At 70.1% G+C, this 25,747-nt stretch carries 20 protein-coding genes; 12 read left to right on the top strand and 8 right to left on the bottom strand.

All coding sequences use genetic code 11. From position 1 onward, the window contains the following. Nucleotides 1–202 precede the first annotated feature (202 nt). Nucleotides 203–1,636, bottom strand: coding sequence for a hypothetical protein (locus V6D00_06615; protein HEY9898838.1), 1,434 nt, complete (start codon nt 1,634–1,636; stop codon nt 203–205). A 93-nt stretch (nt 1,637–1,729) separates the two neighbouring features. On the opposite strand from V6D00_06615, the gene V6D00_06610 reads away from it, so the two are divergent. The 6 genes from V6D00_06610 to V6D00_06585 all read left to right on the top strand — a co-directional run bounded on the left by V6D00_06610 (nt 1,730) and on the right by V6D00_06585 (nt 10,603). Beyond that, nucleotides 1,730–2,995, top strand: coding sequence for a Glu/Leu/Phe/Val dehydrogenase (locus tag V6D00_06610; protein ID HEY9898837.1), 1,266 nt, complete (start codon nt 1,730–1,732; stop codon nt 2,993–2,995). A 167-nt stretch (nt 2,996–3,162) separates the two neighbouring features. After that, nucleotides 3,163–3,519 (top strand): DUF5335 family protein, encoded by a 357-nt coding sequence (locus V6D00_06605; protein HEY9898836.1) that lies wholly within the window; start codon nt 3,163–3,165, stop codon nt 3,517–3,519. A 4-nt stretch (nt 3,520–3,523) separates the two neighbouring features. Further along, nucleotides 3,524–4,483, top strand: a complete 960-nt coding sequence (locus V6D00_06600; GenBank protein ID HEY9898835.1) for an ROK family protein — start codon at nt 3,524–3,526, stop codon at nt 4,481–4,483. A gap of 13 nt (nt 4,484–4,496) precedes the next feature. Next, nucleotides 4,497–5,450 carry a 1-phosphofructokinase gene (gene pfkB / locus V6D00_06595; GenBank protein HEY9898834.1) on the top strand — a complete coding sequence of 318 codons (954 nt, stop codon included), beginning with the start codon at nt 4,497–4,499 and terminating at the stop codon, nt 5,448–5,450. A 23-nt stretch (nt 5,451–5,473) separates the two neighbouring features. After that, nucleotides 5,474–5,755 (top strand): heavy-metal-associated domain-containing protein, encoded by a 282-nt coding sequence (locus tag V6D00_06590; GenBank protein HEY9898833.1) that lies wholly within the window; start codon nt 5,474–5,476, stop codon nt 5,753–5,755. Nucleotides 5,756–5,872: 117 nt separating this feature from the next. Beyond that, nucleotides 5,873–10,603: a diguanylate cyclase gene (locus V6D00_06585; protein ID HEY9898832.1), complete on the top strand. Its 4,731-nt coding sequence runs from the start codon at nt 5,873–5,875 to the stop codon at nt 10,601–10,603. Nucleotides 10,604–10,612: 9 nt separating this feature from the next. On the opposite strand, the gene V6D00_06580 is transcribed toward V6D00_06585, so the two are convergent. Both V6D00_06580 and V6D00_06575 read right to left on the bottom strand, forming a co-directional pair. Then, nucleotides 10,613–11,485 carry a hypothetical protein gene (locus tag V6D00_06580; protein ID HEY9898831.1) on the bottom strand — a complete coding sequence of 291 codons (873 nt, stop codon included), beginning with the start codon at nt 11,483–11,485 and terminating at the stop codon, nt 10,613–10,615. An 81-nt stretch (nt 11,486–11,566) separates the two neighbouring features. Further along, nucleotides 11,567–11,815: a hypothetical protein gene (locus V6D00_06575; GenBank protein ID HEY9898830.1), complete on the bottom strand. Its 249-nt coding sequence runs from the start codon at nt 11,813–11,815 to the stop codon at nt 11,567–11,569. Nucleotides 11,816–11,992: 177 nt separating this feature from the next. Between V6D00_06575 and preA the strand changes: the two genes are divergently transcribed. The 3 genes from preA (at nt 11,993) to V6D00_06560 (ending at nt 14,973) form a co-directional block, all read left to right on the top strand. Then, nucleotides 11,993–13,276, top strand: coding sequence for an NAD-dependent dihydropyrimidine dehydrogenase subunit PreA (preA, locus tag V6D00_06570; protein ID HEY9898829.1), 1,284 nt, complete (start codon nt 11,993–11,995; stop codon nt 13,274–13,276). A 137-nt stretch (nt 13,277–13,413) separates the two neighbouring features. After that, a complete protein-coding gene (locus tag V6D00_06565; protein ID HEY9898828.1) occupies nt 13,414–13,992 on the top strand; it encodes a hypothetical protein in 579 nt (192 codons plus the stop codon). A gap of 15 nt (nt 13,993–14,007) precedes the next feature. Then, on the top strand, nt 14,008–14,973 hold the full coding sequence (locus V6D00_06560; GenBank protein HEY9898827.1) for a hypothetical protein: 966 nt from the start codon (nt 14,008–14,010) through the stop codon (nt 14,971–14,973). An 18-nt stretch (nt 14,974–14,991) separates the two neighbouring features. On the opposite strand, the gene hydA is transcribed toward V6D00_06560, so the two are convergent. After that, nucleotides 14,992–16,404: a dihydropyrimidinase gene (gene hydA, locus V6D00_06555; GenBank protein HEY9898826.1), complete on the bottom strand. Its 1,413-nt coding sequence runs from the start codon at nt 16,402–16,404 to the stop codon at nt 14,992–14,994. A gap of 117 nt (nt 16,405–16,521) precedes the next feature. On the opposite strand from hydA, the gene V6D00_06550 reads away from it, so the two are divergent. Further along, complete coding sequence (locus tag V6D00_06550) at nt 16,522–16,908, top strand: hypothetical protein (GenBank protein HEY9898825.1); 387 nt, start codon at nt 16,522–16,524, stop codon at nt 16,906–16,908. A 50-nt stretch (nt 16,909–16,958) separates the two neighbouring features. Here the strand turns inward: V6D00_06550 and V6D00_06545 are convergent, their stop codons facing one another. The 3 genes from V6D00_06545 to V6D00_06535 all read right to left on the bottom strand — a co-directional run bounded on the left by V6D00_06545 (nt 16,959) and on the right by V6D00_06535 (nt 21,602). Next, nucleotides 16,959–18,221: a phosphatidylserine/phosphatidylglycerophosphate/cardiolipin synthase family protein gene (locus tag V6D00_06545; GenBank protein HEY9898824.1), complete on the bottom strand. Its 1,263-nt coding sequence runs from the start codon at nt 18,219–18,221 to the stop codon at nt 16,959–16,961. 129 nt (nt 18,222–18,350) lie between these two features. Then, nucleotides 18,351–20,786 (bottom strand): methyl-accepting chemotaxis protein, encoded by a 2,436-nt coding sequence (locus V6D00_06540; protein HEY9898823.1) that lies wholly within the window; start codon nt 20,784–20,786, stop codon nt 18,351–18,353. Between the two features lie 24 nt (nt 20,787–20,810). Then, the gene (locus tag V6D00_06535) at nt 20,811–21,602 is read right to left on the bottom strand and encodes a hypothetical protein (GenBank protein ID HEY9898822.1); all 792 of its coding nucleotides are present in this window, start codon (nt 21,600–21,602) and stop codon (nt 20,811–20,813) included. Between the two features lie 229 nt (nt 21,603–21,831). On the opposite strand from V6D00_06535, the gene ligA reads away from it, so the two are divergent. After that, nucleotides 21,832–23,859 carry an NAD-dependent DNA ligase LigA gene (ligA, locus tag V6D00_06530; protein HEY9898821.1) on the top strand — a complete coding sequence of 676 codons (2,028 nt, stop codon included), beginning with the start codon at nt 21,832–21,834 and terminating at the stop codon, nt 23,857–23,859. 59 nt (nt 23,860–23,918) lie between these two features. Here the strand turns inward: ligA and V6D00_06525 are convergent, their stop codons facing one another. Continuing rightward, nucleotides 23,919–24,149 carry a hypothetical protein gene (locus tag V6D00_06525; GenBank protein ID HEY9898820.1) on the bottom strand — a complete coding sequence of 77 codons (231 nt, stop codon included), beginning with the start codon at nt 24,147–24,149 and terminating at the stop codon, nt 23,919–23,921. A 292-nt stretch (nt 24,150–24,441) separates the two neighbouring features. Here V6D00_06525 and V6D00_06520 point away from each other — a divergent pair, with 292 nt between their 5' ends. Continuing rightward, on the top strand, nt 24,442–25,545 hold the full coding sequence (locus tag V6D00_06520; GenBank protein ID HEY9898819.1) for a trypsin-like peptidase domain-containing protein: 1,104 nt from the start codon (nt 24,442–24,444) through the stop codon (nt 25,543–25,545). The last annotated feature ends 202 nt before the right edge of the window (nt 25,546–25,747 follow it).

The raw sequence follows: 25,747 nt of genomic DNA, 5'->3' as shown, positions 1-25,747 counted from the left end.
CGGTGAATTTCGTGGGACAACATCACCGTTTTTTTCAAGTCTATTCTTAAATAGAACATTAACGTGTACAGTCGGGGCAGGCTGTGTGTCCCGTGGGTGAGATAAAATCCTTTGATAGCTTGTGATTGGGTCATCGTAAGATCCGCGCCCGTTCATTGGAACCGGCCGTTGGCGTGCGAGGGCGACCCTATCCCCTATTCGATCAGGCCTGATGGAGGAACCGCGCCAGGGCGATCGCCTCGTCGCGGGTCGCAATCTCTCCGCGCAGCTGCGCTTCGAGCACCCGCTCCAGGAGCACCCCGATGTGCTTGCCCGGCTTCAGGTCGAGCGCGGCCATCAGGCCCTGGCCGTCCAACAGGCGCCGGGGCTCGACCAGCGCCCGGTCCGCTCGAAAGTAGCCCGCAAGCGCGTGTGCGAGCCGCTCCTCGAACGCAGTGTCACGCCAGCCGAGGGTCGCCGCACGGTCGGCCAGAGCGACGAGTAGAAGGCCAGCGCTGGATTCGCCCGCCGCCCGGAAGAGCCGGTAATGCGCGACCGGGTCCAGGGTGTCCAGCTCACTCGGAACCTCCTGGTAGCGAACGAGCTTCATGAGGTAGTCCCGCGCCTTCGCGCTGAGCTTGAAGCGCTCGGCGATGACGCCGATGCGCTCGGCCCCCTCCTGGGCGTGGCCCTCGAACGAAAGTGCTTCGTCGGGGGTGTAGGCTAAGGTGAACGGTCGGCCCACGTCGAGCAAGAGGGCGGCGAGCTTGAGAAGGTCGCCGCGCGTGGCGCCCCCGCCGAGCGGTGTTGCGAGGTCGTCTCGGATGGCTTGGGCGTGGGCACTCCAGGCGGTGGGCAGCGTCTTCAGCAGGCCTTCCAGGCGGCGCGTGCGTTCGAGGGCGTGGGCCATGCCGTCCAGGGTGCGACCCTCGAGGACCGGGATCCGACGCAGCATGGTGAACTCCGGGGTCAGCACCCCCAGCACCCCGAGGCCGAAGAGGCGCTCGATCCAGCGGTAGGCGTCCGGCAGGGCGAGGATCTTGAGCAGCTCGGCGGTCGTGCGCTCGTACGCCGCTTCCAGGAGCTTGCGCTTGTAGGTTTCGACCCACTCGAGGGTCTCGAAGGCGATCGCGAAGTCGAGGGTGGCCGCGAAGCGCAGCACGCGGATGAGGCGCACCGGGTCGGCGACCAGGTTCTCGAGGCTGATGGCCCGGACGGTGCGCGCCGCAAGATCCGAAAGGCCCCCCGTCGGGTCGAGCAAGGGAGCGTCCACCAGGGCCTCGCCCCCCACGACCAGCGGCAAGGCGATGGCGTTGACGGTCAGATCACGCCGGGAAAGGTCGTCCTCGATCGTGTCGCCCTGCATCCTCGCCAGATCGAGCACCCCCCCGCCCGGCAGCACCACCCGCGCGACGCCGAAGTCGGGGTCGAGCACGACGAAGTGGCCCTTGAGCTCCTGGGCGATCGCGCGGCCGAGCGGCGCGGGATCGCCAGCGGTGATGAGATCGGCGTCGAGCGAAGGACGCCCCAGCAGGGCGTCGCGCACGTAGCCGCCCACCAGGTGGACGTCGACGCCGAGGGTGACGGCGTGACGCGAGACCGCCTCGAAGAGCGGAGCCGGCCGCAGCGGGATGGAGGGCGAAGTGGGGTTCGACATGGGGCCCCATCATGCCACCGGCGAGCAGGCCTGTAAACCGGGCGAGAAGTGGTACAATCCAGCCGTGACCCGCGTGAGCGAAAGGGAGCGTCAATGGCGACCGAAACCCACCCCGTTGCGATCAACCAGCTCGAGAAGGCCCTCCTCCAGCTCGAGAAGTGCGGCGACCTGCTCGGCCTGGACCGGGGCATGCGCGATCGCCTCGGCACCCCCGACAAGGTGGTCCACACCCACAGCCCCGTCCGGATGGACGACGGCGCGATCCGCATGTTCCCCGGCTACCGGGTGCAGCACAACAACATCCTGGGGCCCTACACCGGCGGCATCCGCTTCCACCCCACGGTGGACATCGACCGGATCACCGGGCTGGCCATGCTGATGACGTGGCAGTGCTCGCTGGTGGGCCTGCCCTACGGCGGGGCCAAGGGCGGGGTCACCCTGGACCCCCACCAGCTCTCGACGCGCGAGCTCGAGCGCGTGACCCGGCGCTACACCACCGACATGGCCCAGGTCTTTGACCCCCACAAGGACATCCCGACCCCGGACGTCAACACCGGCCCCCGCGAGATGGCCTGGATCATGGACACCTGGAGCAACAACCACGGCTACGCGGCGCCGGGGGTGGCGACGGGCAAGCCGACCGCCGTCGGCGGCACCGTGGGCCGCGCCAGCGCCACCGGCCGCGGGGTGGTCCTCGCCCTGGAGGAGCTGCTCAAGCACCAGGGGCGCAGCCTGCAGGGCCTGCGGGTCGCCATCCAGGGCTTCGGCAAGCTGGGCTCGGTCACCGCCAGGCTCCTGCACGAGCGCGGCGCCCGGGTCGTCGCGGTGTCGGACCTGACCGGCGGCCTCTACCGCGAGGACGGCCTCGACGTGCCGGACCTGCTCGGCTACACCAAGGTCCACCGCTTCCTCAAGGGGTACGCCGAGGCGACCCCCATCACCGAGGAAGAGGTACTTTACCTGCCCTGCGACGTGCTGATCCCCGCCTCGCTCGGCGCCCAGATCCATCCCGGCAACGCCCACCGCGTCCAGGCCCCTATCGTGGTCGAGGGCGCGAACGCCCCGGTCACCTTCGAGGCCGACGTCCTGCTGGAGCAGCGCGGCGTCCTGGTGCTGCCCGACATCCTCGCCAACGCGGGCGGCATCATCGTCAGCTACTTCGAGTGGGTCCAGGGCTCCCAGCAGCTCTTCTGGACCGAGGCCGAGGTCAACGCCCGGCTCCAGGACGTCATGGCCCGCGCCTTCAAGAACGTGGTCGCCAACGTGGAGACCCGGGGGCTCTCCTTCCGCATGGGCGCCTACGTGGAGGCGGTGGGCCGCGTCGCGAACGCCCTCACCCTGCGGGGCCTCTACCCCTAGAACATTCCCCTGCTTCACGCGCAAGGCTCGACGGCACTCCGGCGCCGTCGAGCCTTGCTTTCGCGTTGACCTTTGCGAGCCGCTTCCGGATAATTCACGCATCGTTACAATCTGTCCGGGGGACGCGGGAGGGCCGGAACGGCCAACCGCTGCGCAAGGAGGGTGGCATGACGACGCGCGAGATCGATCGGAGCAAGTGGAACGACTACATGGCGTCGCTGACCAACACGTGCCTCAACCGGCCCGTGAGCATCCAGGTCAACAGCGAGGAGCTCGGCGATCAGGTGGTCGTGAACCGGGCCCCCTTCCTCGGGATGGCTCCGGAAATCAAGGGGTCCGAGTCGTGCTCGGTCGACATCGAGGTGGGGAAGGCCGGCTCGACGGACGCCTTCATGCACGAGGTCAAGTGCGCCGAGCGCGTGATGGTCCGCGAGGACGACAAGGGCAGGCCGCTGGCCATCGACATCGAGGGCGAGGATCCCACCTCTCACGTCCGGATCAAGACCATCCTCACCTGGGTCTAGGGAGGTGGGCTACTACATCATCGGGATGGACCTGGGCGGCACCAAGATCGCCTCGGCCCTGCTCGACACCAACCTGGACGTGCTCAAGAGCGACACGGTCTACACCCGCACCGGGGCGGGCCCCGAGGGGGTCGCCGACCAGATGGCGGAGGCGGTCGAGCGCCTGACCGAGGGCCTCGGCAAGGAGGCGGTGCTCGGGGTGGGGGTCGCGAGCGCGGGGCTGGTCGAGCCGGGGACGGGCAACATCCTCTACTCGCCCAACCTCCAGTGGCGCGACGTCCCCCTGCGCCAGATGCTCAGCGATCGCCTCCACCAGGAGGTCTACGTCGACAACGACGTCAACATGGCGGCCCTGGGCGAGCTCCACTTCGGGGCGGGCAAGGGGGTGCGCCACATGGTCTGCGTCTTCGTGGGCACGGGCATCGGCGCGGGGATCGTCATCGACGGCCACCTCTACGAGGGGGCGAACGGCTTCGCGGGCGAGGTGGGCCACACGACCATCAACTGGGACGGTCCCCCCTGCCCGAGCGGCAATCCCGGCTGCTGGGAGTCCTACGCCTCAGGCACCGCCATGGCTCGCCGCGCCCGCGAGGCCCTCGAGAAGGGTGAGCCCTCGATCATGAGCGAGCTCGTGGGCGGAGACCTCTCCAAGCTGCGGGTGGAGGTGATCTCCGAGGCCGGGCTGCGCGGCGATGCGCTGGCGCTGCGCATCATCGAGGAGACCGGGGAGCTCCTGGGGGCGGGCCTCTCGAACCTCGTCAACACCCTCAATCCCGACCTGATCGTGCTGGGGGGCGGAGTGATCCGCGGCGTGCCCCAGCTCCTCGAGCTCGCCGAGGCGAGCGTGCACCGTCGGGCGCTGTCGGACGCGGTCGAGGCCCTGCGCTTCGCCAAGGCGCGCTTCGGGCGCGAGGCAGGGGTGATCGGGGCCGGGGTGCTGGTCAAGCTCGCCGGCCATCCATGAGAGGAGGGCGGGCATGATCGCGACGGTGACCCTCAACCCCTCGATGGACCGGACCCTGACGGTGAACGCCCTGGTCTCGGACGACACCAACCGGGCGCTTTCGGTCCGCTTCGACCCCGGCGGCAAGGGGATCAACGTCTCGCGGGTGGTGCGCGAGCTCGGCGGCAGCACCCTCGCGCTGGGCCTCTTGGGAGGTCACCACGGCCAGCTCGTCCACCGGGCCCTCGAGGACGAGGGCATCCGCTCGGCCTTCAACTGGATCGAGGGCGAGACCCGCGAGAACCTCATCCTGCAGGACCCGAGCACCGGCGAGTCCTACCGGATCAACGCCCCGGGCCCCTACGTCCGGCAGGAGGAGGGCGAGCGGATCCAGCGCAAGATCTCGGGCTGGGCGGAGCGGCCCGACTTCATCGTCTTTTCGGGCAGCGTCCCGCCGGGCCTCTCCAAGGAGATCTACCGCGGCCTGATCGAGGAGGCCCGCTCCAAGGGGCTCAAGACCGCGCTCGACGCCGACGGGCCGGCCCTGGCGGCGGGGATCGAGGCGCTGCCCAGCCTGGTCAAGCCCAATCGCTACGAGCTGGAGCGCCTCATCGGGCGCTCGATCGAGGGCGAGTCGGCCTTCCTCGCTGCCGCCGAGCAGGTGATCAGGCAGGGGGTCGAGGTGGTCGTCGTCTCGGACGGCCCCCGCGCGGCCTACGCCATGAGCGCGCACGAGGCGTGGATCGCGACCCCGCCCGAGGTCTCGATCCAGTCCTCGGTCGGCGCGGGCGACTCGATGGTCGCGGGGATCGTCTACCGCCTCTCCTTGGGCGAGAGCCTCGGCGAGGCCCTGCTTTGGGGGGTGGCCGCGGGGGCGGGAACGGCCATGACCCCGGGCACCGAGCTGTGTCACCTCAGGGACGTGTCGCGCCTGGTCGAGCGGGTCAAGCTGCGCCGGGTGGGAGCGCTCGCCATCGGCGGAACCTAGAAGGGATCAAGGGAGGGATAGGCATGCTGCACCATCGGGAAGTGTCGTTCTTCGTCGAGGACATCACGTGCAAGACCTGCGTGCGCCGGATCATCGACGGCTTGCGCGCGCTGGACGGCGCGATCGCCGTCAGGGCGAGCAGCGCTCCTTTCGAGGAGGGCACCGGCACCACCGGCCTGGGGGTGGTGACCGTCAAGTACAACCCCGAGTTCATCTCCCACTGCCGCCTCAAGGAGGTGCTCGAGAATGATCTGGGGTTCAAGGTCGCCGAGATCCGAGAGGAGGGCCAGGTCATAAGGGGCTGATGGCCGCAGGCGCCACTTGACCCGCGGCTGGCGTTCGATTGCCTCGTCATAGCTAATCTGTTAGCATTGCTCGGAGCTTCGAGGGCGATCTTGCGCCCTGCGTGATGGCGAGGGGCGATGATCGAGCAGCTTACCCATCGGTACCGCGTTCTCTCCCTGCTGGGCCGGGGCGGCATGGGGTGCGTCTACCTCGCCGAGGACCTGACCAACGGCAAGCGGCTCGCCCTCAAGACCCTTTCACTGCAGCAGGCCGCCGATCCAGAGGACGCCGCGCGCCGCTTCCGGCAAGAGTTCCGGGCCATGGCGCGCCTGCGCCACCCAAACCTGGTCGAGGTCCACGACTTCGGGACGCTCGAGGACGGCACCCCCTTCTTCACCATGGAGGTCGTCCCCGGCGACGGCCTCGATGCGCTCTTGCCCCTCTCGAGCGACGAGGTTCGCCGGCTCCTGGTGCAGCTCGCCCGGGCCCTCGCCTACATCCACCAGCAGGGGCTGGTCCACTGCGACATCAAGCCCGAGAACATCCGCCTGACCCCGGACGGCCGCCTCAAGCTCATGGACTTCGGCCTGATGGGCCCCTCGGGCCAGCCGGGCGGCGGCATCAAGGGCACCCTCGCCTACATGTCGCCCGAGGTGGCGCGCGGCGCCAAGCTCGATGCCCGCTCGGACCTCTACTCGGCCGGCGCCCTCGCCTACCACCTGCTCACCGGCCGGGTCCCCTTCGAAGGGGACGACCCGGTGACGGTGCTGCGCGCCCACCTGGAGGAGGCCCCCGAGCCGATCTCCCCCCTCTGCCCGGAGGTGTCGCCCGAGCTCGAGGCCGTGGTCATGCGCCTGCTGGCCAAGGACCCGCTTTCGCGCTTCCAGTCGTGCCACGAGCTGCTCGCCGCTCTCGGCGAGGCCCAGGACGAGGACGACTCCGGCATGCTCGGGGCGAGCCCGTTCGTGGGGCGTCACGAGGCGCTCGCCGCCTTCAGCGACGGGCTCTCGGCCCTCTCGCGCCGGGCGCTGACCACCCTCGCCTTCACGGCGGCTCCGGGCCTCGGCAAGACGCGCCTGCTCGAGGAGCTTCGCTTCCAGGCGCAGCTCGCGGGCCTGCCGGTCCTGAATGCCGCCTGCCAGGAGGAGGGGGCCCCCTACGCCGCCTTCGTGCCGGTGCTGCGCGCGGCCGTCGCCACGCTTTCTCCCGAGGCGCGCGCGCCCTTCTGCCTGCCGCTCTCGAGCCTGCTGTCCGAGCTGGCCCCGGAAGGGGCCACGGCCGGGCTCGACCCCCAGAAGGAGAAGGCCCGCCTCCAGGGGGCGATCGTGGAGCTCTTCGCCTGCGTGGCCGGAACCGGCGGGCTCGTGCTCATCCTGGACGACTGGCACTTGGCGGATGCGAGCAGCCAGGAGCTGTCGGCTGCGATCGCAAGCAAGCTCGAAGGCCACCCCTTGCTCCTGGTCACGGCCGGCCGCGAGGACATCCCCGGCGCCATGGCCCTGCCGCCGCTCGCCACGAGCGAGGTGCGCGAGATGACCGAGGCGATCCTCGGCCACCGCGACCTGGAGCCCGCCTTCCTGGAGCGGCTCGAGGGCGCCACGCTCGGCAACCCGCTCTTCGTCGAGGGAGCCCTGCGCCACCTCCACCAGGAGGGCCTCCTGCGCCGCAGCCAGGGCCGCTGGCGGACCGAGGGCCTCTCGATCACTGCCGCGGACCTGCCCTCGAGCATTCACGACCTGCTCTTGCGCCGCCTCGATCGCCTCGCCCCGCTCTCGCGAGAGATCGCCGAGCTCGCCGCGGTCATGGCCCAGCCCTTCCCCGCCGCCCGCCTTCAGCGCCTGGTTGTTTGCGACGAGGACGCGCGCTTCGAGGCCCTCGCCCAGCTCGCGGCCGAGGGCATCCTGCGCGAGGACGAGGGGATCGTGCGGTTCGTCGGCACCCAGTTCGCCGAGCTGCTCGACGCGCGCCTCGCGGCGTCCGAGCGTCTCGCGCTCCACACCCGCATCGCCGAGGTCCTCTCGGTGGAGCTCGCGGGGGACGACCGGCTCGAGGCCCTCTTCGAGCTGGCGCGCCACCAGCTGGCCAGCGCGTCGCCCTCGAACGGGGTGCGCCCGGCCCTCGCCGCCGCCCGCAAGAGCCTCTCGCTCTTCGGCCTTGACCAGGCCCGGACCATGCTCGAGGCGGGCCTGCCGCACGCGAGCGAGGCGATCGATCGCCTCGGCTTTTTGCAGGGCCTGGGGGACATCGCCCGCTACTCGTCCGAGCTCGACGTCGCCGGCCGCCACTACCAGGAGGCCCTGGCCATCGCGCGCGCGCTGGGCGGCACCGGCCGCGAGGCCTCCCTGCTCTACAGCCTGGGGATCCTCCACCAGGTCCGCTCACAGTACGACGAGGCCCTCGCCTGCATGACCGAGGCCCTCGCGGCCCTCGACCGCCATCCGGACCCGGCCGAGGGGGCGCGGGTGCGCTTCGCCATGGGAAGGCTCCACAACTTCAAGGGGGACGCGGCCTCGGCCGTCGCGCGCACCGAGGAGGCGCTCGCGATCGCCCGCGAGCGCGACGATCAGGCCATGCTCAGCTCGTGCCTCGGCTTCTTGGGCCTGATGTACGTCCAGGGGGACCCCGAGCGCATCGCGACGGGCCTCGCCTGCCTCGACGAGTCCCGCTCGGTCAAGGAGAGCCTGGGCGACAAGGCCGGCCTCAACGACACCTTCAACCTGCTCGGCAACGCCCAGATGTCGGTAGGCCGCTACGATGGCGCCCTGGCCTCGTTCGAGCGGACGCGCGTGCTCTGCGGCGAGCTTGGGATCAAGGACGACGGGATCTGCGCCCTCATCAACCTGGGGATGGCCTCGTACGAGCTCGGATGCTTCGCCGATTCGGCCGCCCATTCCCGCGCCGCGGCCGAGGCGGCGGCTGCTTCCGGCAACCCGCTCTACGAGGGCATTTCCCTGATGGTCGAGGCCGTCGCTCACGCCCAGCTGGGGGCCTGCGCCCCGGCTGACGCCTGCCTGCGCTCGGCCCGGGCGGTGGCCGAGAGGACCCGCAACTCCTACCTCGACGTGACGGTCGAAAGCTACGCGGTGGAGGTGGAGCTTTTGCTCGGGCGCCTCCTCTCGGCCCAGGCCCGGCTCGAGTCTGCCACGGCCCTCAGCGCCTCGACCGGCATCCACGAGTACGACCCGAAGCTGCTTTCGCTCGGGGCCGAGCTCGCCGCTCGCCTCGGCGAGGGGGCCGAGGCGCGCGAGAAGAGCGATCGCCTCGTCGCCTGGGCCGAGACCAACCAGGCGCATGGCGCCCGGGCGCGCGGTCTGCTCGCCCGCGCATGGGCGGAAAACGCGCTGTGCGAGCAGGAGGCGGCTGCCGCGGCCGCGGCCGCGGCAGCGGCCTCCTGCGGCGCCTCCCACGTGGAGGGCGTCGCCCACTGGCTTCGCGGCCAGGCCCTGGGGCGCCTCGGCAACGTTCGAGAGGCGCGCGAGGCCCTCGAGCAGGCCCGCCGGGCCGGGGACTCGCCGCGCCTCAAGCTCGCGGCGACCTTCGGGCTGGCGCGTCTCGAAGGTCGCTCGGCCGAGGCCTATCGCCTCCTGGCCGAGGCCCGCAAGGCCCTCGATGCCCTGCTTTCAACCTGCGCGGACGAGGCCGCGCGCGAGGAGCTGCTCTCGCTCGACGAGCTGTGGCGGGTGTGGCGCGGCGACCTGTCGCCTTCCGAGGACGCCGGGGCGCGCTCGGATGACGGCCGCTATCTCGCGTCCCTCAAGGAGATCGAGGCCTTGCGCTCGCAGCTCGCTGAGGCGCGAGCGGCCCAGGCCGTCCAGGCCCAGGCCAACCTGCGCCTCGACGCCGAGCGCGAGGCCCACTCGCGCCAGCTCGAGATGCTCAACACCCTGGCGCGCACCGTCAGCACCACCCTGGTGCTCGCGGAGGTCATCGACAACATCGTCGACTTCACGCTCAAGCTGACGGGCGCCGATCGCTGCTTCATCCTGTTGACCGACGACGGCGAGCAGCTGCATGTCCACCACGCCAAGGACCGCGCGGGCAACGTCCTGACGGACTCGAGCGAGAAGGTCTCGGGCAGCATCACCCAGCGGGTGCTTGCGACCCTCGAGGCGGAGTGCGTGCTCGACACCAAGGACCACGCCCAGTTCCAGGCCCAGCAGTCGATCCTCGACCTCAACCTGCGCACCGTCATGTGCGTGCCCCTGATGGTCAAGCAGGAGCCTCTGGGGGTCCTGTACGTGGACTCGCAGGCGGTGGTCAACGCGTTCGGCCCACGCGACCTGGACCTGCTCCAGGCGATCGCGAGCCAGGCCTCGGTCGCCATCCAGAACGCCAAGCTCTACGAGCGGGCCACGGTGGACGGCCTGACGCGCCTCTACGTCCGGTCGTACTTCGAGCAGCGCCTCGCCAGCGAGGTGCGCCGGGCCCAGCGCTACGGCACGCCCTTGAGCCTCGCGATGATGGACATCGACCACTTCAAGAAGTTCAACGACACCTACGGCCACGCCACGGGCGACGACGTCCTGAGGCTGGTCGCCGGCGTCATCAAGGCGCAGATCCGCGAGGACGTGGACATCCCGGGGCGCTTCGGCGGCGAGGAGATGCTGGTCCTGATGCCCGAGACCGACGAGGCGGGGGCCATGGTCCTGGCCGAGCGCCTCCGCGAGGCGATCGCCGGGACCGACCTGCAGGGGCCGGGCGGCGAGATCCTCCACGTCTACGTCTCGATCGGGGTGGCCTCCCTCGGACCGCACGCCAAGACCCCGGTGGAGCTGGTCGAGTTCGCCGATCAGGCCCTCTACGCCTCCAAGCGCAACGGCCGCAACCGGGTCACGCGCTACGAACCGGACCTGGGGGGCGGCCACTGAGCCGGGGGATCACTTCCCGAAGAGGCCCTTGATCTTGCCGAGCAGGCCGCTCGGCGTGAGGCTCGTGTCGGTCACCGGCTGGCTCACGGGCTGGACCACGGGCTGGACCAGGGGGCCGGTGCGGCCGCCCGGGGCGTTGAGCGGCCCGGTGGCGCCGCCACCGCCGTTGCTGGGAGCGGGGAAGACCCGGTTGATCACCGGGTCGTGCTTGAAGTTCTCGTAGAAGCCGCAGATCGCGTAGGCCTTCCCCTTGAGGCGCTCGATGCCGAGCAGGGGGAGGCGCTCCCATGCCGCGGCGAAGTCGCAGCCGTAGATCTCGTCCATCAGCTCCGCGGCCTCGCGGTAGTTCCGGTGGGTGTCGTCGAACTGGAACAGGGCGACCATGGCGCGCTGCTTGAGCTTGGGGTCGCGCTTCAGCACCTCGGCCACGTCGTGGGCGAGCGCGCGCTGCGCCGTGGTCAGGCCACGAAAGGGAACAGGCGTCGGGTCCTCGGGCTCGAGAGGCGCCGCCTCGCCTTCCTCGGGCTGATCCAACGGGGTCTCCTCGCCGGAAGGGCCCGTTTCCTCGACCGCGGCCGGCGCCTCGGGCGCCGGCGGCGCATCCACCAGGTGGGCGGCGTAGCGCAGGAGGGTGACGGGGGTCGAGAAGAGGGTCGTCAGGTGCCGGACGTAGTCCAGGTCCTTCTGGACCTCGGTGAGTCGCTGGGGCACCAGGGTCTTGAGGGCGTCTGGCGAGAGCGGCTGGAGGGGGCGGGTGCCGCGCTGCTGGGCCGGGGCGGCGGGGCCCCCCGACGGGACGAAGGTGTCCGAGAAGGGCCGGGTCGTGCCCTGCCGCAGGGGCTGGGTGCCCCGCTGGGGCGAGCCTTTGGGTGGTTGCTGCATACGTTCGATCCCCCAGCGTCCCGCTTGTCGAGAGGGGGGACGCTAGGGGATCTTGTTCCCGGGGGCTTGCTCGTTTAAAACCTACTGGCGCGAGAAGCCCACGCGGCCGCGGGTCTTGCTCTCGTCCGCGAGCTTGGGGCGGCGGAAGATGAAGGGCGCGGCGCTCACGAGCATCCAGCCGTCCTTGCCGAGCTCGTTGAGGCGCCCCTTCGGGTCGCTGCCCAGGTCCTCGAGGTACTCGTACTCCCACTCCTGCTGGGTCTTGCTCTCGTTGGCCACGGCGGGCACCAGCGGGGCGCCGGCTCCGGCACCGGCTCGAAGATGATCCATGAAGCCTCTCCTTCTGTTGCGATGAAACGCCTGGTCCGGGAATTCTACCACCGATCGGGGCAAGGGACCAGGCATCCGTGCGCCGCCGGGCCGAGCGGCATGGTAGGCTTTTGAGCAGGTAGACCCGCGGCCGCGCCATCGGCCAAACAGGCGTATCGGCCTGCCAGGGAGGCTTGAATGTCCCTCAGTATCTCGTTTGCCGGGGTTCGGTTCGCGAACCCCTTCACCCTCGCCTCGGCGCCGCCCACCACGACCGGCGAGATGATCGCGCGGGCCTTCGAGGCGGGCTGGGGCGGGGCCGTCATCAAGACGGCGGGGCCTGCTCACGAGCGGATCGACAACGTCAGCCCCCGCTTCGCCACGCTCAACGTCGGCAATCGCCGCATGTTCGGCTTCGAGAACATCGAGCTGATCAGCGATCGCCCCCTCGAGGTGTGGCTTACGGAGTGCCGGTGGCTCAAGGATCGCTTTCCCGAGCATGTCCTGATCGGCTCGGTGATGGCCGCGGGCACCAGCGAGCACGACTGGAAGGAGCTGGTGCGCCTCTTCCAGGACGCGGGCTGCGACATGATCGAGTGCAACCTGGGCTGCCCTCACGGCATGCCCGAGCGGGGAATGGGGTCGGTCTGCTCCCAGGACCCGGTGGTGACGGGCAACATCGCCCGCTGGGTCACCGAGGTCGCCCGGGTACCCGTCATCATCAAGCTCTCGCCCAACGTCACCGACATCAACGTGCCGGCCACCGAGGCCTTCTCCAACGGCGCGCACGCCGTCTCGGCCATCAACACCGTCAACGTCCTGATGGGCGTGGACGTGGAGGACTTCTCGGTGCGCCCGAGCGTGCGGGGCCAAACCACCTACGGCGGCTACTCGGGCGCTGCGATCAAGCCGATCGCCCTCAAGGCCGTCAGCGACATCGCCCTGCGCCACCCGGGGGCGGCCATCTCCGCGACCGGCGGCATCGCCACCTGGCGCGACGCGGTCGAGTTCCTCGCGCTCGGGGCGACCAACCTCCAGGTCTGCACCGAGGTCATGCTGCGCGGCTTCGGCATCATCACCGAGCTGAAGGAGGGGCTCGAGGCCTATCTCGAGCGCAAGGGCTTCTCGCGCCTCGAGGAGGTCGTGGGCCGCGCCCTGCCCAACCTCGCCCCCCACGCGGCGCTCGACTTCGACCATCGCCCCAAGGCGGTGATCGACGCGGCCCGGTGCATCAAGTGCGACAAGTGCGTCACCGCGTGCAACGATGCGGCCTACCAGGCCATCACGGTGCCGCACCCGCCCGGCACCCCGATCAAGGAGCGCGGCGTGCCCCTGGTCCACCTGGATCGCTGCACGGGCTGCTCGCTGTGCTCGCACGTCTGCCCCGTGGACTGCATCGACATCGTCGAGGTGGCAGGCGCCCCGCGCGAGGTGACGCACTACAAGGGCCTCACGGTGCCTTCCATGCTGCTTTCGCCCTGAGCGGGCCGATCGTCTCGAGACCACCCGGAAGCCGATGCTTCCGGGTGTTTTTTTTGATTTGATTACTATTTTTCGTTCATGGGTAGATATGATTCATGAATCATGAATAGTAAAAAAGTCAAAAAAGGGAGGGTGCCATGCCGTCGCGCACCAGAGGAACGACCTGCCTGGGACTCGTCGTGCTGGCTCTGTCGGGCTGCCTCGCCGCCGAGGAGGACGAGCCCCTGATCGCGGTGCAGGCGATCGCGCCTGGGAGCGCTCGCTCGGACTCCGGGATGACGGGCGGGGTCGCGCCCGGGACGGGGCAAGGGACTCCGAGCGCCACCCCCACCCCCTTCGAGGCCCCCAGGACCCCGGAGCCCACCCCCAAGCCCGCGGCCACCCCCCTGGTGGCGATCAGGGAGGTTTCGGTCTCGCGCGCTCACCTGGTCCTCTTCCTGATCCCGAGCGACCCCGCTTCGAGCCTCGGCCTGCCGACCCAGCACCAGCTCTCGGGCAGTGCCACGCGAAGCGACGGCTTCCCTGCCCCGATCAGGTGGCTGGACCGCTCGGGAGGCCAGCTCTCTGTCGGCCCCACGGGCCTGGTCGCGACCAGGCCGACGACCGTTGCGGGCGACTATCGCGTGCGCTGCGTGGCGAGCGACGACCCGAACGTCTTCCGGGAGGTGACGGTCGAGGTCCGCTCCACCAGCGCGCTGAGCGTGATCGTCCGGTAGTAGGAGGAGGCCCCGATGCGACGCCGTCTGAAATGCGCCATCCTGGTGATCGTCCTCTCGGGCTGCCGCGCGGCGATGCCGCAGGCCTCGGCTTTGAGGGACGCGGCCCCCCCGGGGGCGGGGGCGACCCTGCTGCTCGGGGTCCAGTGGCCCCGCCGCTCACCCCAGCAGATCCCGCTGAGCGCCGAGACCCTCTGGGTGCAGGTGCGCAAGGGGGATACCCTCCTCTCGTCCCTTCCCCTGAGCCGCCCGGCCCAGGAGGGCGCGTCGCGCACCGCCACGGCGAGCCTCACCCTCGCCGCCGCCACGGGTCTGGTCGTCCGTGCCGAAGCCTTCCGCGCGGATCAGGCCTCGACCAGCCTCCCCGTCGCCTCGGCCGAGGCGACGGGCGTCACCCTTCGCCCCAACCAGCGCACCACCGTCTCGCTGGACCTGATTCCAAGCCTCGTCCCGCAGGGCATCGCCTTCACCCCGACCAACGGCGGGCCCGGGGTCAAGGTGGTGGTCCGCGGCGCGTTCGGCGACCGCGGCCCCTTCGCCCTGGAGCTGGGGCCGGCCCGGAGCGCCGCGGTCCTCGAGGACGGGGTCCTGACGGCCTCGGTGCCCGTCGGGGCCGCCACCGGTCCGCTCACCGTCCTGGCCGACGGCATCCCGGGCACGAGCACGACGCCCTTTCGGGTCCTCTCGCGCCTGGTGCTCCCCTCCAGCGCTCCGCGGCCGCTCGCGGTGGGCGAGCCCTTCGCCGTCAGCGTCTCGAGCGCGCTCGACACCGATGCTCAGGTGGTGTCGGCGCCCACGATCACGCGCTGGGAGGTGCTCGATCCCCTGCGCCTGACGCGCCCGGGTTCGAGCGCATCAGGCGTCGGGACGATCGAGAGCGCGGGCTCGGGCGCCGTCTTCACGGCGGCGGCGACCGGCTCGGCCTGGATCGTGGCCTGGTCGGGGGCGCTGTGCGCGACGATGGCGGTGGAGGTGAGGTGAGGACGCGGTTCGTGTCCCCTACCGGGCCCTGAGCGCTTCGGATTTCTGGAGGGGCGTCACGGGCGAGCGGGGCAGGTAGCGGCCCGTGCCGGGCTCGCCCACGTACTTGCCGCCCTCGACCGCGACCCGGCCGTTGATCAGCACGTGGGTCGGCGCGCCGATCGTCTCGAAGCCCTCGAAGGGGTTGTAGTCCACCCGCTGGTGATGCGTCTTGGCCGAGATCCGGCCCTTGATGGTGGGATCGAAGACCACCAGATCGGCGTCCGCGCCCACGCAGACGGTGCCCTTGCGGGGGTGGAGGCCGAAGATCCTGGCCGGGTTGGTGGCGAAGACCTCGACGAAGCGGTTGAGCGAGATCCGCCCCGGCACGACCCCGTAGGTGTAGAGCAGGGCGAGCCGGTCCTCGATGCCGGGAGCTCCGTTCGGGATCTTGGAGAAGTCGTCGCGGCCCATCTGCTTGGCGCCCTCGAAGTCGAAGGGGCAGTGGTCGGTGGCGACGGTCTGGATGTAGCCCGCCGCGAGCGCCTGCCAGAGCGCCTCGTTGTCCTTGGGCTTGCGCAAGGGCGGGCTCATGACGTACTTGGCGCCCTCGAAGTCGGGCTCGTCGTAGCGCGAGTCGTCCAGCAGCAGGTACTGGGGGCAGGTCTCGGCCATGACGTGCCGGCCCCGGCAGTGGGCGTGCTTGACGTGGGCGAGGGCCTCGTCGCAGGTCAGGTGGACGATGTAGAGCGAGCGATCGTTGATCTCGGCCAGGGCGATCGCACGGTGGGTCGCCTCGGCCTCGGCCAGGGCCGGCCGCGAGAGGGCGTGGTAGCGCGGGTGGAGCTTGCCCTCGGCGACCAGCTCGCGCACCAGGCCGTCGACCACCTCGGCGTTCTCGGCGTGGACGGTGACCAGCGCGCCGAGATCGCGCGTCTTGCGCATGACCTGGAACAGGCCCGCATCGTCGATCCCGATGGAGCCCTTGTAGGCCATGAAGGTCTTGAAGGAGGTGACCCCCGCCTCGACCACCCGGGGCAGCTCGCGGCCGACCGCGTCGCTGTAGTGGGTCACGGCCATGTGGAAGGCGTAGTCGCTCACGGCCCTGCCGCGCGCCTTGGCGTGCCAGACCGAGAGGGCGTCCATGAGGGGCTGGCCCTTCTCGGGCATCACGAAGTCGATCACCCCGGTGGTGCCGCCGACGGCGGCCGCGCGGGTGCCGGTCTCGAAGTCGTCGGTCGAGACCGTGCCCATGAAGGGCATGTCCAGGTGGGTGTGGACGTCGATCCCGCCGGGGAAGACGTAGCAGCCGCCGGCGTCGATGACCGTGTCGCCGGGCCTGGCGTCGAGGCGCGAGGCGATTGCCTGGATGGTGCCGTCCTCGACGTAGACGTCGGCGCGCATGCGCTCGGTGGCCGTGACGATTTCGCCGTGCTTGATCAGGGTGCCCATCGCGTTCTCCTCGGTGCCGGATCCCCCTCCAATTTACAGCATGGGGCCAAAAAGGCTAGAATGGGGCGTCTTTGACCAAGTGGGCTCACCAGCCACCGAAATCCATGAGGAGGCGCGATGTCGCAACAGGGACCCCGCAAGGAGCGTCTGGGCCAGGTGCTGGTCTCGCAGGGCATCATCACCGACGCCCAGCTCGAGCACGCGCTGACCGAGCAGGCCAAGAAGCCCTACATGCGCCTGGGCGAGCTGTTGTTCGGCCTGGGTTACCTCACCTTCTCCCAGCTCGAGGGGCAGCTCGAGCAGCAGTACCGAGACATGCGCCTCGGCCAGATGCTGGTGCGCCGCGGCCTGATGAGTCCCGAGCAGCTCGAGGAGGCGATCCGCGAGCACGAGCAGACCGGCCTGCTTCTGGGGCACCTGGTCATCCGCCTCGGCTTCTGCACCCTCGAGCAGGTCTCGAAGGTCCTCGAGGAGCAGCGCACCCTCGCCTCCAGCTACCTGTAGCGCGGCATCCCCCCGTTCGTTCGTCTCCCTGCCGTTGGCGGGGAGATTTTTCAAAACCAGCCCTTGATCCCCTCCAGCAGGGGAAGGGTCCAGCCCTTGGCGGCCGGCGGCTCGAACTCGGCTTGCAGGCTGACGCGGTGCGCGCCCTGCCAGAGGGGCTCGTAGACCAGGTCGTCGATCGCGTGCACCGTTTGCCGGCGCAGGAAGAACACGTTGAGCTCGTAGTTCTCGCTCAGGCTTCGCGTGTCGCCGTTGGCCGAGCCCAGGCTCGCCCACAGCCGGTCCGCCGCCAGGTACTTGAGGTGCAGGAACTTCTCCTTGACCAGGGCGACCTGGGCGCCGGAGGCCGCCAGCCGCCTCGCGCTCGACTGGTTGAGCAGGTGAAAGGCGTCGAAGCGGCTCCAGTCGGGCAGCAGGATCCTCACGCGGACTCCCCGGCGGGCGGCCTCGGCGAAGGCCGAGACCAGCTCCTCGTCCCAGAAGTAGGGGAAGGCCGCATCCAGGCTCTCGCTGGCGCCGAGCGCCGCCGTGAGGTAGGCGTCGCGGATCTCGTGGGCCTGGGAGGTTCCCGGCGAGGCGAGCGCGATCTGCAGGGGCTCCGCTCCCGGGGCAACGGGGGCTTTCGGCTCGCTCGCCGAGGCGGCCAGGTCCTCGCCCCAGGCCTCCTTGAAGACCCGGGCGATCTGGCCGGCGGCCTCCCCTTCGATCTCGAGCATGGCGTCGTAGTAGTGGTAGCGGTACTCGTCGCCCACGTTGACCCCACCGGTCAGCGCCCGCTGCTGATCGGCCACGAACAGCTTGCGGTGCGTCACGTTGAAGCCGTTCAGGCTCCAGTACCAGGGGTTGTGGGTCTGGACCCGGACCCCGCCGCGCCTCAGGTAGTCGAACATCCGGTAGTCGGTGCGGCCCCCCTCCACCCCCAGCGAGTCCAGCCGGATCCGGACGTCGAGGCCCTCCTTGGCGCGCGACACGAGGGCGTCGGCGATCTCCTTGCCGGTCGGATCGTCGTGGAAGATGAACATCTCCACGTAGAGCGCGCGGCGCGCGGCGCGGATGAAGGCGAGCATCGCCTGGTGCGTGCTCTCGCCGCCGACGTGGATCCTCACCCGGTTGTCGCAGGAGGTGGGCAGCTTGCACTCCCCTTCGACCAGGTGCCGGATGTCGCTCCCGCCACGGCGAGGCGGCTCGAAGCGCGGGGCGGGGAGCTTGAAGCAGCCGGCCAGGCACGACGCGGCGCAGAGCGCCAGCACCGCGCGCCGGAAGGGCGCACGGGGGGGCAAGGCGTTCTCGGAGGAGCGAAAGGACTGGGTCATGTGCCTGCGAAGGGGGCCGAAAGGGGGCTCGATCGCTATATTTATAGACCATGGTCTGGGATCTCGCCAGCTAGCCGCCCGGGCATCTGCCCGGGCGGCTAGCTGGTCGGGGACGTTTCGGCCGGGCGGCTAGCGCCCGGCGAGGAGGCGTGGCCGGGGAGAGGCCGCAAGCTCTGCCTGCGCGTCGTCCACCTTGAAGAAGGCCACGGCCTCCTGGAGGGCATGGGCCTGTTCGCGCAGGTCCTCGGCGGAGCCGCTGACCTGGTTGGTGGCGTTGGCGGCCTCCTGGGCGCTGCGGCTCAGGCTCTCGACCGCCAGGACCACCTGCTCGGATCCCTGTCGCTGCTCGCCGGTGGCGTAGGAGACGCTGCGGGTGAGCTGGTTCATCTCCTCGAGCGCGGTGGTGACCTGCCGGTTGACGCTGGCCATCTGCTCGGTGGCCGCGACGATCTGGCCGCCGGCGCGCGTCTGCTCGCTGGTGGCGGTGGCGACCTGGCCGAGCAGGTCCTTGACCCGCAGTGCGGCTCCCTTGATCCGGCCGAGCGCCTCGCCGGTGTGGCTCGCGAGCTGGACGCCCTGCTCGACCGTGGCGGCGCCCTGGTGGGTGACGCCGACGGCCTTGGCGGTCTCGGTCTGGATCCCCTTGATGAGCTCCGCGATCTCGCGAGTGGCCTTGGCGGAGCGCTCGGCGAGCTTGCGCACCTCGTCGGCGACCACCGCGAAGCCCCGGCCCGCGTCGCCGGCGCGGGCGGCCTCGATGGCGGCGTTGAGGGCCAGGAGGTTGGTCTGCTCGGCGATGTCGTCGATCACCTCGACGATCGCCCCGATCTCGGCCGAGCGCCTGTCGAGCACCTGGATGGTGTCGCGGATGCCGTCCATGGTCCGGCTGATGGCGGTCATGCCCTCGGCGGCCTTGACGACGGCTTGCTCGCCGTCCTGGGCCGAGCTCGCGGCCTCCTCCGAGACCCGGTTGGCGTCGTCGACGTTGCCCGCCACCTGCTGGATGCTGGCCGCGAGCTCGGCGATGGCGCTCGAGGTTTGCGAGACGGCGGCGGCGAGCTCGCTCGATTGGCCGCGGATCACCTCGGCCTTGCGGCTGAGGTCCTGGGCGCTCGAATCCACCGAGTGGAGGTTGGCCGCCATCTCCTCCATCGCCGCCGAGGTTTCCTCGGCGCTCGAGGCCTGGACGTGGACGGTCTGCGTCAGCTCGCCGCTCGCGCTGCCGATCTGCTCGGCGCCCTGGCTGACCACGTCCGAGGCGGTACGGACCCGCGCCACCACGTCGCGCAGGTTGGAGGTCATCCGGGCGAAGGCAAGACCCAGGGTGTCGGAGGCGCCCTTGGGCACGACGGTGCGGCTGAGATCCCCCGAGGCGATCGCCTCGGCCGCCTCGGCCATGGTCTGCTGGTGGGCGACCATGGCCCGGAAGGCGTCGCGCAGGTGCCCCATCTCCCCTTCGGTCGCCTTGGGCAGGAGCCCGTCGACCTTGGTGTCGCCCCGGGCCATGTGCTCTGCGGCCTTGCTCAGGAGGCTCAGGGGCTGGGCGATCTGGTTGGCGAGCATCAGCAGCATGACGATCAGGACGAGGAGGGCGACGGCGAGGGTCACGTAGCCGAAGGCTTGGAACTTGGCGATTGGGGCGAGGATCTCGGCCTCGGGCACGACCATCGCGAGGGTCCAGCCCGCGAGCGGGACCTGCTCGATGAAGGCGATGGCTGCTTTGCCGTCCTTCAGCTTGACGTGCACGACGTCGCCGGCCTTGGATCCGGCGAGCGCGGCGTAGCGCCCGCCCTCGACGCTCTTGATCGTCTGGCTCGGGGAGTCCTTGGTCACCAGCGCCTTCGGGTCGGGGAAGGAAACGAGGTTGCCTTCCTGGGAGAAGAGGAAGGCGAAGCTCTGGCTCTTGCCCTCGAAGTCCTGGGCGGCGAACTTCAGCGTGCCGACGCTCTGGCTGAGCGAGTCCAGCTTGAAGTCGGAGCCCACGACGCCGAGGAAGCGGCCGTTGCGCTCGACCGGCAGCGTCAGGCTGACCATGGCGACGTCGGTCGCCCCGGCATCGAAGTAGGGCTCGGTGACCGCGAGCCGGCGCTTCTCCTTGGGAAGGGAGTACCAGGTCTGCTGCGGGTCGTGGTAGTCGTAGCCGAGCTGGGCCTGGTTGGGCAGGGTCGCGCGGGTGTAGGTCACGTTGGAGCGCTTGTCCTTCCACGAGCGGTCGTCGTAGAAGACGTACAGGTCGTAGAGGTGCTCGGCCGGGGTGCTTTCCAGCGAGTGCTTGATGTAGCGATCGAGAGACTCGTAGGGCAGATCGGGCAGGGCCGAGACCAGCATGCCGAGCTGGTACGGGGCGCGGCTCATCGCCTTGAGCTGGCTCTCGACCTGCGCGGCGGCGGTCCGAGTCTGGGCGTGGGCGGTGGCCTCGGCCTGGGCCTGGACCATGGCGACGGCCTTCAGGTAATAGACGGCCGCCACGGCCATGAGCAGGGCGAAGGCGGTCCCGCCGATGCGCCGGACCAGCTTGCCCCGCAGGCCGAAGCCGAAGAGCAACTTGGAGGTGAACTGTTTCATGGTGCGTCCTCCGCTCTGTCAGGCCTAGCGGCCGCTGAAGGCCTTGAGGGTATCCCAGCCGGCCGAGATGTAGAACCACACCGAGTCGCCGCCCACGACGCTCCGGTCGTTGGACAGGGCGTAGACCACCCCTGCGTAGGTGCCGGGGCCGGTCTGGAGGTTGAGGGCCGCGTAGGTGCCGCCGACCTCGCTGATGCCGCCCACGTGGTCCACCGCCAGGTAGCACGGCCCGAAGGCGGGGGACTCGTAGCCCGCCATGAGGCAGCCCTTCGAGCTGGCGTCGAAGGGGGCGGTCGGGACGAACAGGTCGGCCGCGGCCGGGGCGTTCTGGGCGCCGCCCAGGGTCAGGCGACCGAGCCCGGTCTCGCCCCAGTTCAGGGTCTTGGAGAGCGAGGCGTAGGTCATCTTGAGCGAGCGCTCGGGGGTGAAGAGGGCGTGTTGCATGGTGCCGACGGCGAGGCTTGGCACCAGGCCCGTCTCGCAGAGGAGCTGGAGCTTGGCGTTGAAGTTCACCTTGATGGCCGGCGTCTGGCCGACGAAGCTGGACGCATCGCAGCCGACCTCGAGCCCGCCGAAGCTCAGGCCGCTCTCGCCGTAGGCCATGCTCGGCAGGAGGCCGACGTTGAAGCCCTCCCAGGTGACGGGGTTGCCCCCGTAGAGGCCGGCCGCCATCAGGAAGGCCGCCTGGCCTTGCCCCTTGACGTCGCCCGAGGGGGCGAAGACGACGGCGTTCGGGTAGGCCCGGGCGCTGCCCGCGCCGAGCGCGCATGCGGCCAGGGCCGCCAGGGTCGCGCGGAGGAGGAAAGGCGTGCGCATGACGAGGGACTCCTTTTCAAGCAGGGTACCTTCCTCAGTTATAGCGAGTGAGCAAAGCCGGGCCCAGGGACGAAAGTCCCGTTTTAGGCGGGATGACGGGCCCGAGTGCGTGAAGATTTGACGTCCGGGTCTTCACGAGGGGCCGCTTGCCCTCGTGGTGCGGATCTCGCTAGAATGAGGGGGCTCCCAAAAGCGAAGGGGTTCCCAAAAGCCAGGAAAGGAAGCCGCCATGCCGACCGAGGCCGCTCAGGCCGAGATCGAGCGCCTGTCGCGCGAGATCGACGAGCACAACTATCGCTACAACGTGCTTAACCAGCCGATCATCAGCGACGTGGAGTTCGACCGGCTCTTCCGGCGCCTGCAGGAGCTGGAGGCGGCGCACCCCGAGCTCGCCCTTCCCGACTCGCCCACCCAGCGGGTCGGCGCCCCCATCCAGACCGGCTTCAAGAGCGTCACCCACCGGGTGCCCATGCTCTCCTTGGCCAACTCCTTCGACGACGCGGAGCTTTCGGCCTGGGACACGCGACTGCACAAGCTTTTGGGCCGAGAGGGGGATCTGGCCTTCACCCTCGAGCCCAAGATCGACGGGCTTGCCGTCTCCTTGATCTACGAGCGCGGGCGCCTGGTCCGGGCCGCCACCCGCGGCGACGGGGTCACGGGCGAGGACGTGACCGCCAACATCCGCACCATCCGCGACATCCCCTGGGATCTGCCCCCCTACGCCTCGGACCACCCCATCGAGGTGCGCGGCGAGGTCTACATGGCCAAGGCCGACTTCGAGGAGATGAACGCCGAGCGTGCGGGGGCTGGCGAGAGCCTCTTCGCCAATCCCCGCAACGCGGCCTCGGGGGCCCTGCGCCAGCTCGACCCCCGCATCACCGCCAAGCGGCCCTTGCGCTTCTTCGCCTACGCCACCCTCGGCCTGGAGGGGATCACCACCCAGTACGGGGCCCTGGAGCAGACCGGGCGCCTGGGCTTCCCGGTGTACGACCGCATCCGCCTGGTCAATGGCCTCGAGGCCGTGATCAAGGCCTACCGCGAGTTCGGCGCCGAGCGCGACGCTCTGGCCTTCGAGATCGACGGGGTGGTCATCAAGCTCAACAGCCTCGCCGACCAGGATCGCCTCGGCTCGGTCGGGCGCGAGCCCCGCTGGGCGATCGCCTACAAGTTCCCCGCCATCCAGGCCACCACCCGCCTCTTGGACATCGAGCTCCAGGTGGGCCGGACCGGCACCCTGACCCCGGTCGCGCACCTGGAGCCGGTCGAGATCGGCGGGGTCACCGTCGGCCGCGCCACCCTCCACAACGAGGACGAGATCGCGCGCAAGGACCTGCTGGTCGGCGACTGGGTCGTCGTGCAGCGCGCCGGCGACGTGATCCCCCAGATCGTCAAGTCGATCCCCGAGCGGCGCGACGGCAGCGAGCAAGCGTTCGCGATGCCCGAGCGCTGCCCGGTGTGCGGCTCGGCCACGGTGCGCCTGGAAGGTCAGGTCGCCCGCTATTGCACCGGCGGCCTGAAGTGCCCGGCCCAGCTGGTCGAGACCATCAAGCACTTCGCGAGCCGCCGGGCCATGGACGTGGAGGGCCTCGGCGTCAAGGTGGCCGAGACCCTGGTCGAGCACGGCCTGGTCAAGGACGTGGCGGACGTCTACTACCTGACGCGCGACCAGCTGCTCGGCCTGGCGCGCTTCGCCGAGAAGAGCGCCGACAACCTGCTCGCGGCCCTGGAGGCGAGCAAGCAGCAGCCGCTCGATCGCCTGGTCTTCGCCCTCGGCATCCACGAGATCGGCGAGCAGACCGCGCGCCTCCTGGCCAGGCGCTACCGCTCGATCGAGCGTCTCTCGCAGGCGAGCGTCCAGGAGCTGCAGGCCATCGCCACCATCGGTCCTAGCCTCAGCGAGAGCCTGGTGGACTTCTTCGCCGAGGCGCACAACCAGGAGGTCCTCGCCAAGCTGCGCGCGGCGGGCGTTTCGATGGAGCTTCCGGGCGAGCCGGACGTGCCCGTGATGGGCCCGCTCGCGGGCAAGACCTTCGTCTTCACGGGCAAGCTCACGCGAATGAGCCGCCCCGACGCGGAGGCCCTGGTGACGCGGCTCGGCGGCTCGGCCTCGAGCAGCGTCACCAAGAAGACCGACTACCTGGTGGCCGGGGCCGACGCGGGCTCCAAGCTCGAGAAGGCCGAGAAGCTCGGCCTGCCGGTCCTCAGCGAGGACGAGTTCCACGACATGGCCGAGGCCCTCTCGGCCGTCGAGGCATGACCTTCGCCCCCGGGAGCCCTTCGGGCTCCCGGGGGCGAACGACGCGGGGCGATCGCCCCTTATTCCTGACCCAGGGACTTCTTGCCGGCGTTGATCAGCTCGCGGACCTTGTTGCCGCCCTTCTTGCCGATCTCGGAGTAGAACTGGGGACCGTACTTCTGCTTGGTGGTGTTGCCGCCCTTGCGGCCGCCGATCTGGCCGCCCTTGTGGCCGATCTCGGCGTAGAACTCGTGCCCGTACTCTTCCTTGACCTTGTTGCCGCCCAGGCGCCCGGCTTCGCGGGTGGTCATCTCCCCTTTTCCCTTGCTTGGGCCCTTGCTTGGCATCTTTGCCCTCCTTTACAAAACTTCATCCGGCAGTCTATGAAGCGAGGGCGGAGGCTGTCAATCGTCGCTAGTTCCCTCCGTGGCCCCCGCGCGGCAGGCGCCGCCCGGCCTCGGTCGGATCGTCCAAGAGGCTTCTGGCGCTTTTGCATGGGCGGTGCCGGCGCGGGGTGCTAAGATACGCCGGCTGCTCCATCTTCTGGCCGCACCGAGCGGGCCCTTCCGGCCCAGGAGGCAAGCGAGGCGAGCGAGGCGACGAATGGCGGGAACGACGGGCTTCACCGGGCGCCTCACCGCGCCCATCAAGCGAGCTCTACTGGCCTCGGCCGTGCTGGCGCTGCTGGGCGCCCAGGCGCACGGCGCCCCGCCGCGAGCGGCGCCGGCGCCGAGCACGGGCTTCGTGGCCCTGGTCAACCGGGTCAGCCCCGCGGTGGTCAACATCGACGTGGAGCAGCGGGTGCGCCGCCGCATCCCCGACTGGTTCGGGACCGGCGAGGGGACGACCACCCAGGTCAGGCGAGGGGTCGGCTCGGGCTTCGTGATAGCCGCGGATGGCCTGGTGGTCACCAACAACCACGTGGTGCAGGGCCAGAGCAAGCTGGTGGTCACGCTGTGGGACGGCCGCACCTTGCCCGGCAGGGTCCTCGGCTCCGATCCGCTCACCGATCTGGCCCTGGTCAAGATCGAGGGTCGGGGCCTGCCCTTCCTGGTCCTCGGCAACTCGGACCGGGCCCAGGTCGGCGAGTGGGTGATCGCCCTGGGCAGCCCGCTCGGCCTGCGGCGCACCGTCACGGCGGGCATCGTCAGCAGCACCAACCGCGAGGTCTCGATCAACGAGCGTCTCGGCTTCATCCAGACCGACGCGGCCATCAACCCGGGCAACTCGGGAGGGCCGCTGGTCAACATGGCAGGCCAGGTGATCGGGATCAACGCCGTGATCGCGGCCGACGCGCAGGGCATCGGCTTCGCCATCCCGGTCAACGCCCTCAAGCTGGTCCTCGACGACCTGCGCACCAAGGGCCGGGTTGAGCGGGCCTGGCTCGGCATCAGCTTCGCGGGGATCACCCCCGAGCTGGTCGAGCAGTTCCCGGAGCTCAAGGGCCAGGAGGGCCTGGTCGTGGCCCGGGTCACCGCCGGCAGCCCCGCCCAGCGCGCCGGCCTGCGCCCCGAGGACGTGATCGTGGCCTTCGAGGGCAAGAGGGTGACGGCCGCCCGCGACCTGATCGCGGCCATGGCCCGGCGAAGGCCCGGCGATCGCGTCACCCTGAGCGTCCAGCGCGGCAAGCGTCGCCTCGAGGTCGCCATGACCCTCGGGACCATGCCCGAGAGCGCCGCGCAGCCCGTGACGCCCGAAGAGCCCTAGAGCGCCTAACAAAACTGTTCCTTCGAGCCGCCAACGGCGGCCAGCGGCCGTAACATGCCTGGTTTTGTTAGATGCTCTTGGGCGCGCGGAGCTTCTCTCTTGACCATCCGGGGTGCCTTGCCTAGAGTCGGGGGGTTTTAGGGCGTCCAGCAACAATATCCTTCGAGCCGCCCACGGCGGCCACCGGTCGTAACATGCCTGG

The sequence above is a fragment of the Pantanalinema sp. genome, from assembly GCA_036704125.1.
In the GTDB taxonomy this organism is placed as follows: domain Bacteria; phylum Cyanobacteriota; class Sericytochromatia; order S15B-MN24; family UBA4093; genus JAGIBK01.
Note: the sequence above shows the minus strand (reverse complement) of the source record. Positions and strands in the feature narration are given on the sequence as shown.

Coding starts and splice junctions, on each gene's coding strand:
- V6D00_06575 (HEY9898830.1), bottom strand. CDS start 11,815: ATGGATCATCTTCGAGCCGGTGCCGGAGCCGGCGCCCCGCTGGTGCCC.
- V6D00_06525 (HEY9898820.1), bottom strand. CDS start 24,149: ATGACCACCCGCGAAGCCGGGCGCCTGGGCGGCAACAAGGTCAAGGAA.
- V6D00_06535 (HEY9898822.1), bottom strand. CDS start 21,602: ATGCGCACGCCTTTCCTCCTCCGCGCGACCCTGGCGGCCCTGGCCGCA.
- V6D00_06565 (HEY9898828.1), top strand. CDS start 13,414: ATGCCGTCGCGCACCAGAGGAACGACCTGCCTGGGACTCGTCGTGCTG.
- V6D00_06605 (HEY9898836.1), top strand. CDS start 3,163: ATGACGACGCGCGAGATCGATCGGAGCAAGTGGAACGACTACATGGCG.
- V6D00_06560 (HEY9898827.1), top strand. CDS start 14,008: ATGCGACGCCGTCTGAAATGCGCCATCCTGGTGATCGTCCTCTCGGGC.
- V6D00_06520 (HEY9898819.1), top strand. CDS start 24,442: ATGGCGGGAACGACGGGCTTCACCGGGCGCCTCACCGCGCCCATCAAG.
- V6D00_06550 (HEY9898825.1), top strand. CDS start 16,522: ATGTCGCAACAGGGACCCCGCAAGGAGCGTCTGGGCCAGGTGCTGGTC.
- V6D00_06540 (HEY9898823.1), bottom strand. CDS start 20,786: ATGAAACAGTTCACCTCCAAGTTGCTCTTCGGCTTCGGCCTGCGGGGC.
- V6D00_06590 (HEY9898833.1), top strand. CDS start 5,474: ATGCTGCACCATCGGGAAGTGTCGTTCTTCGTCGAGGACATCACGTGC.
- V6D00_06585 (HEY9898832.1), top strand. CDS start 5,873: ATGATCGAGCAGCTTACCCATCGGTACCGCGTTCTCTCCCTGCTGGGC.
- V6D00_06615 (HEY9898838.1), bottom strand. CDS start 1,636: ATGTCGAACCCCACTTCGCCCTCCATCCCGCTGCGGCCGGCTCCGCTC.
- ligA (HEY9898821.1), top strand. CDS start 21,832: ATGCCGACCGAGGCCGCTCAGGCCGAGATCGAGCGCCTGTCGCGCGAG.
- pfkB (HEY9898834.1), top strand. CDS start 4,497: ATGATCGCGACGGTGACCCTCAACCCCTCGATGGACCGGACCCTGACG.
- V6D00_06580 (HEY9898831.1), bottom strand. CDS start 11,485: ATGCAGCAACCACCCAAAGGCTCGCCCCAGCGGGGCACCCAGCCCCTG.
- hydA (HEY9898826.1), bottom strand. CDS start 16,404: ATGGGCACCCTGATCAAGCACGGCGAAATCGTCACGGCCACCGAGCGC.
- V6D00_06545 (HEY9898824.1), bottom strand. CDS start 18,221: ATGACCCAGTCCTTTCGCTCCTCCGAGAACGCCTTGCCCCCCCGTGCG.
- V6D00_06610 (HEY9898837.1), top strand. CDS start 1,730: ATGGCGACCGAAACCCACCCCGTTGCGATCAACCAGCTCGAGAAGGCC.
- preA (HEY9898829.1), top strand. CDS start 11,993: ATGTCCCTCAGTATCTCGTTTGCCGGGGTTCGGTTCGCGAACCCCTTC.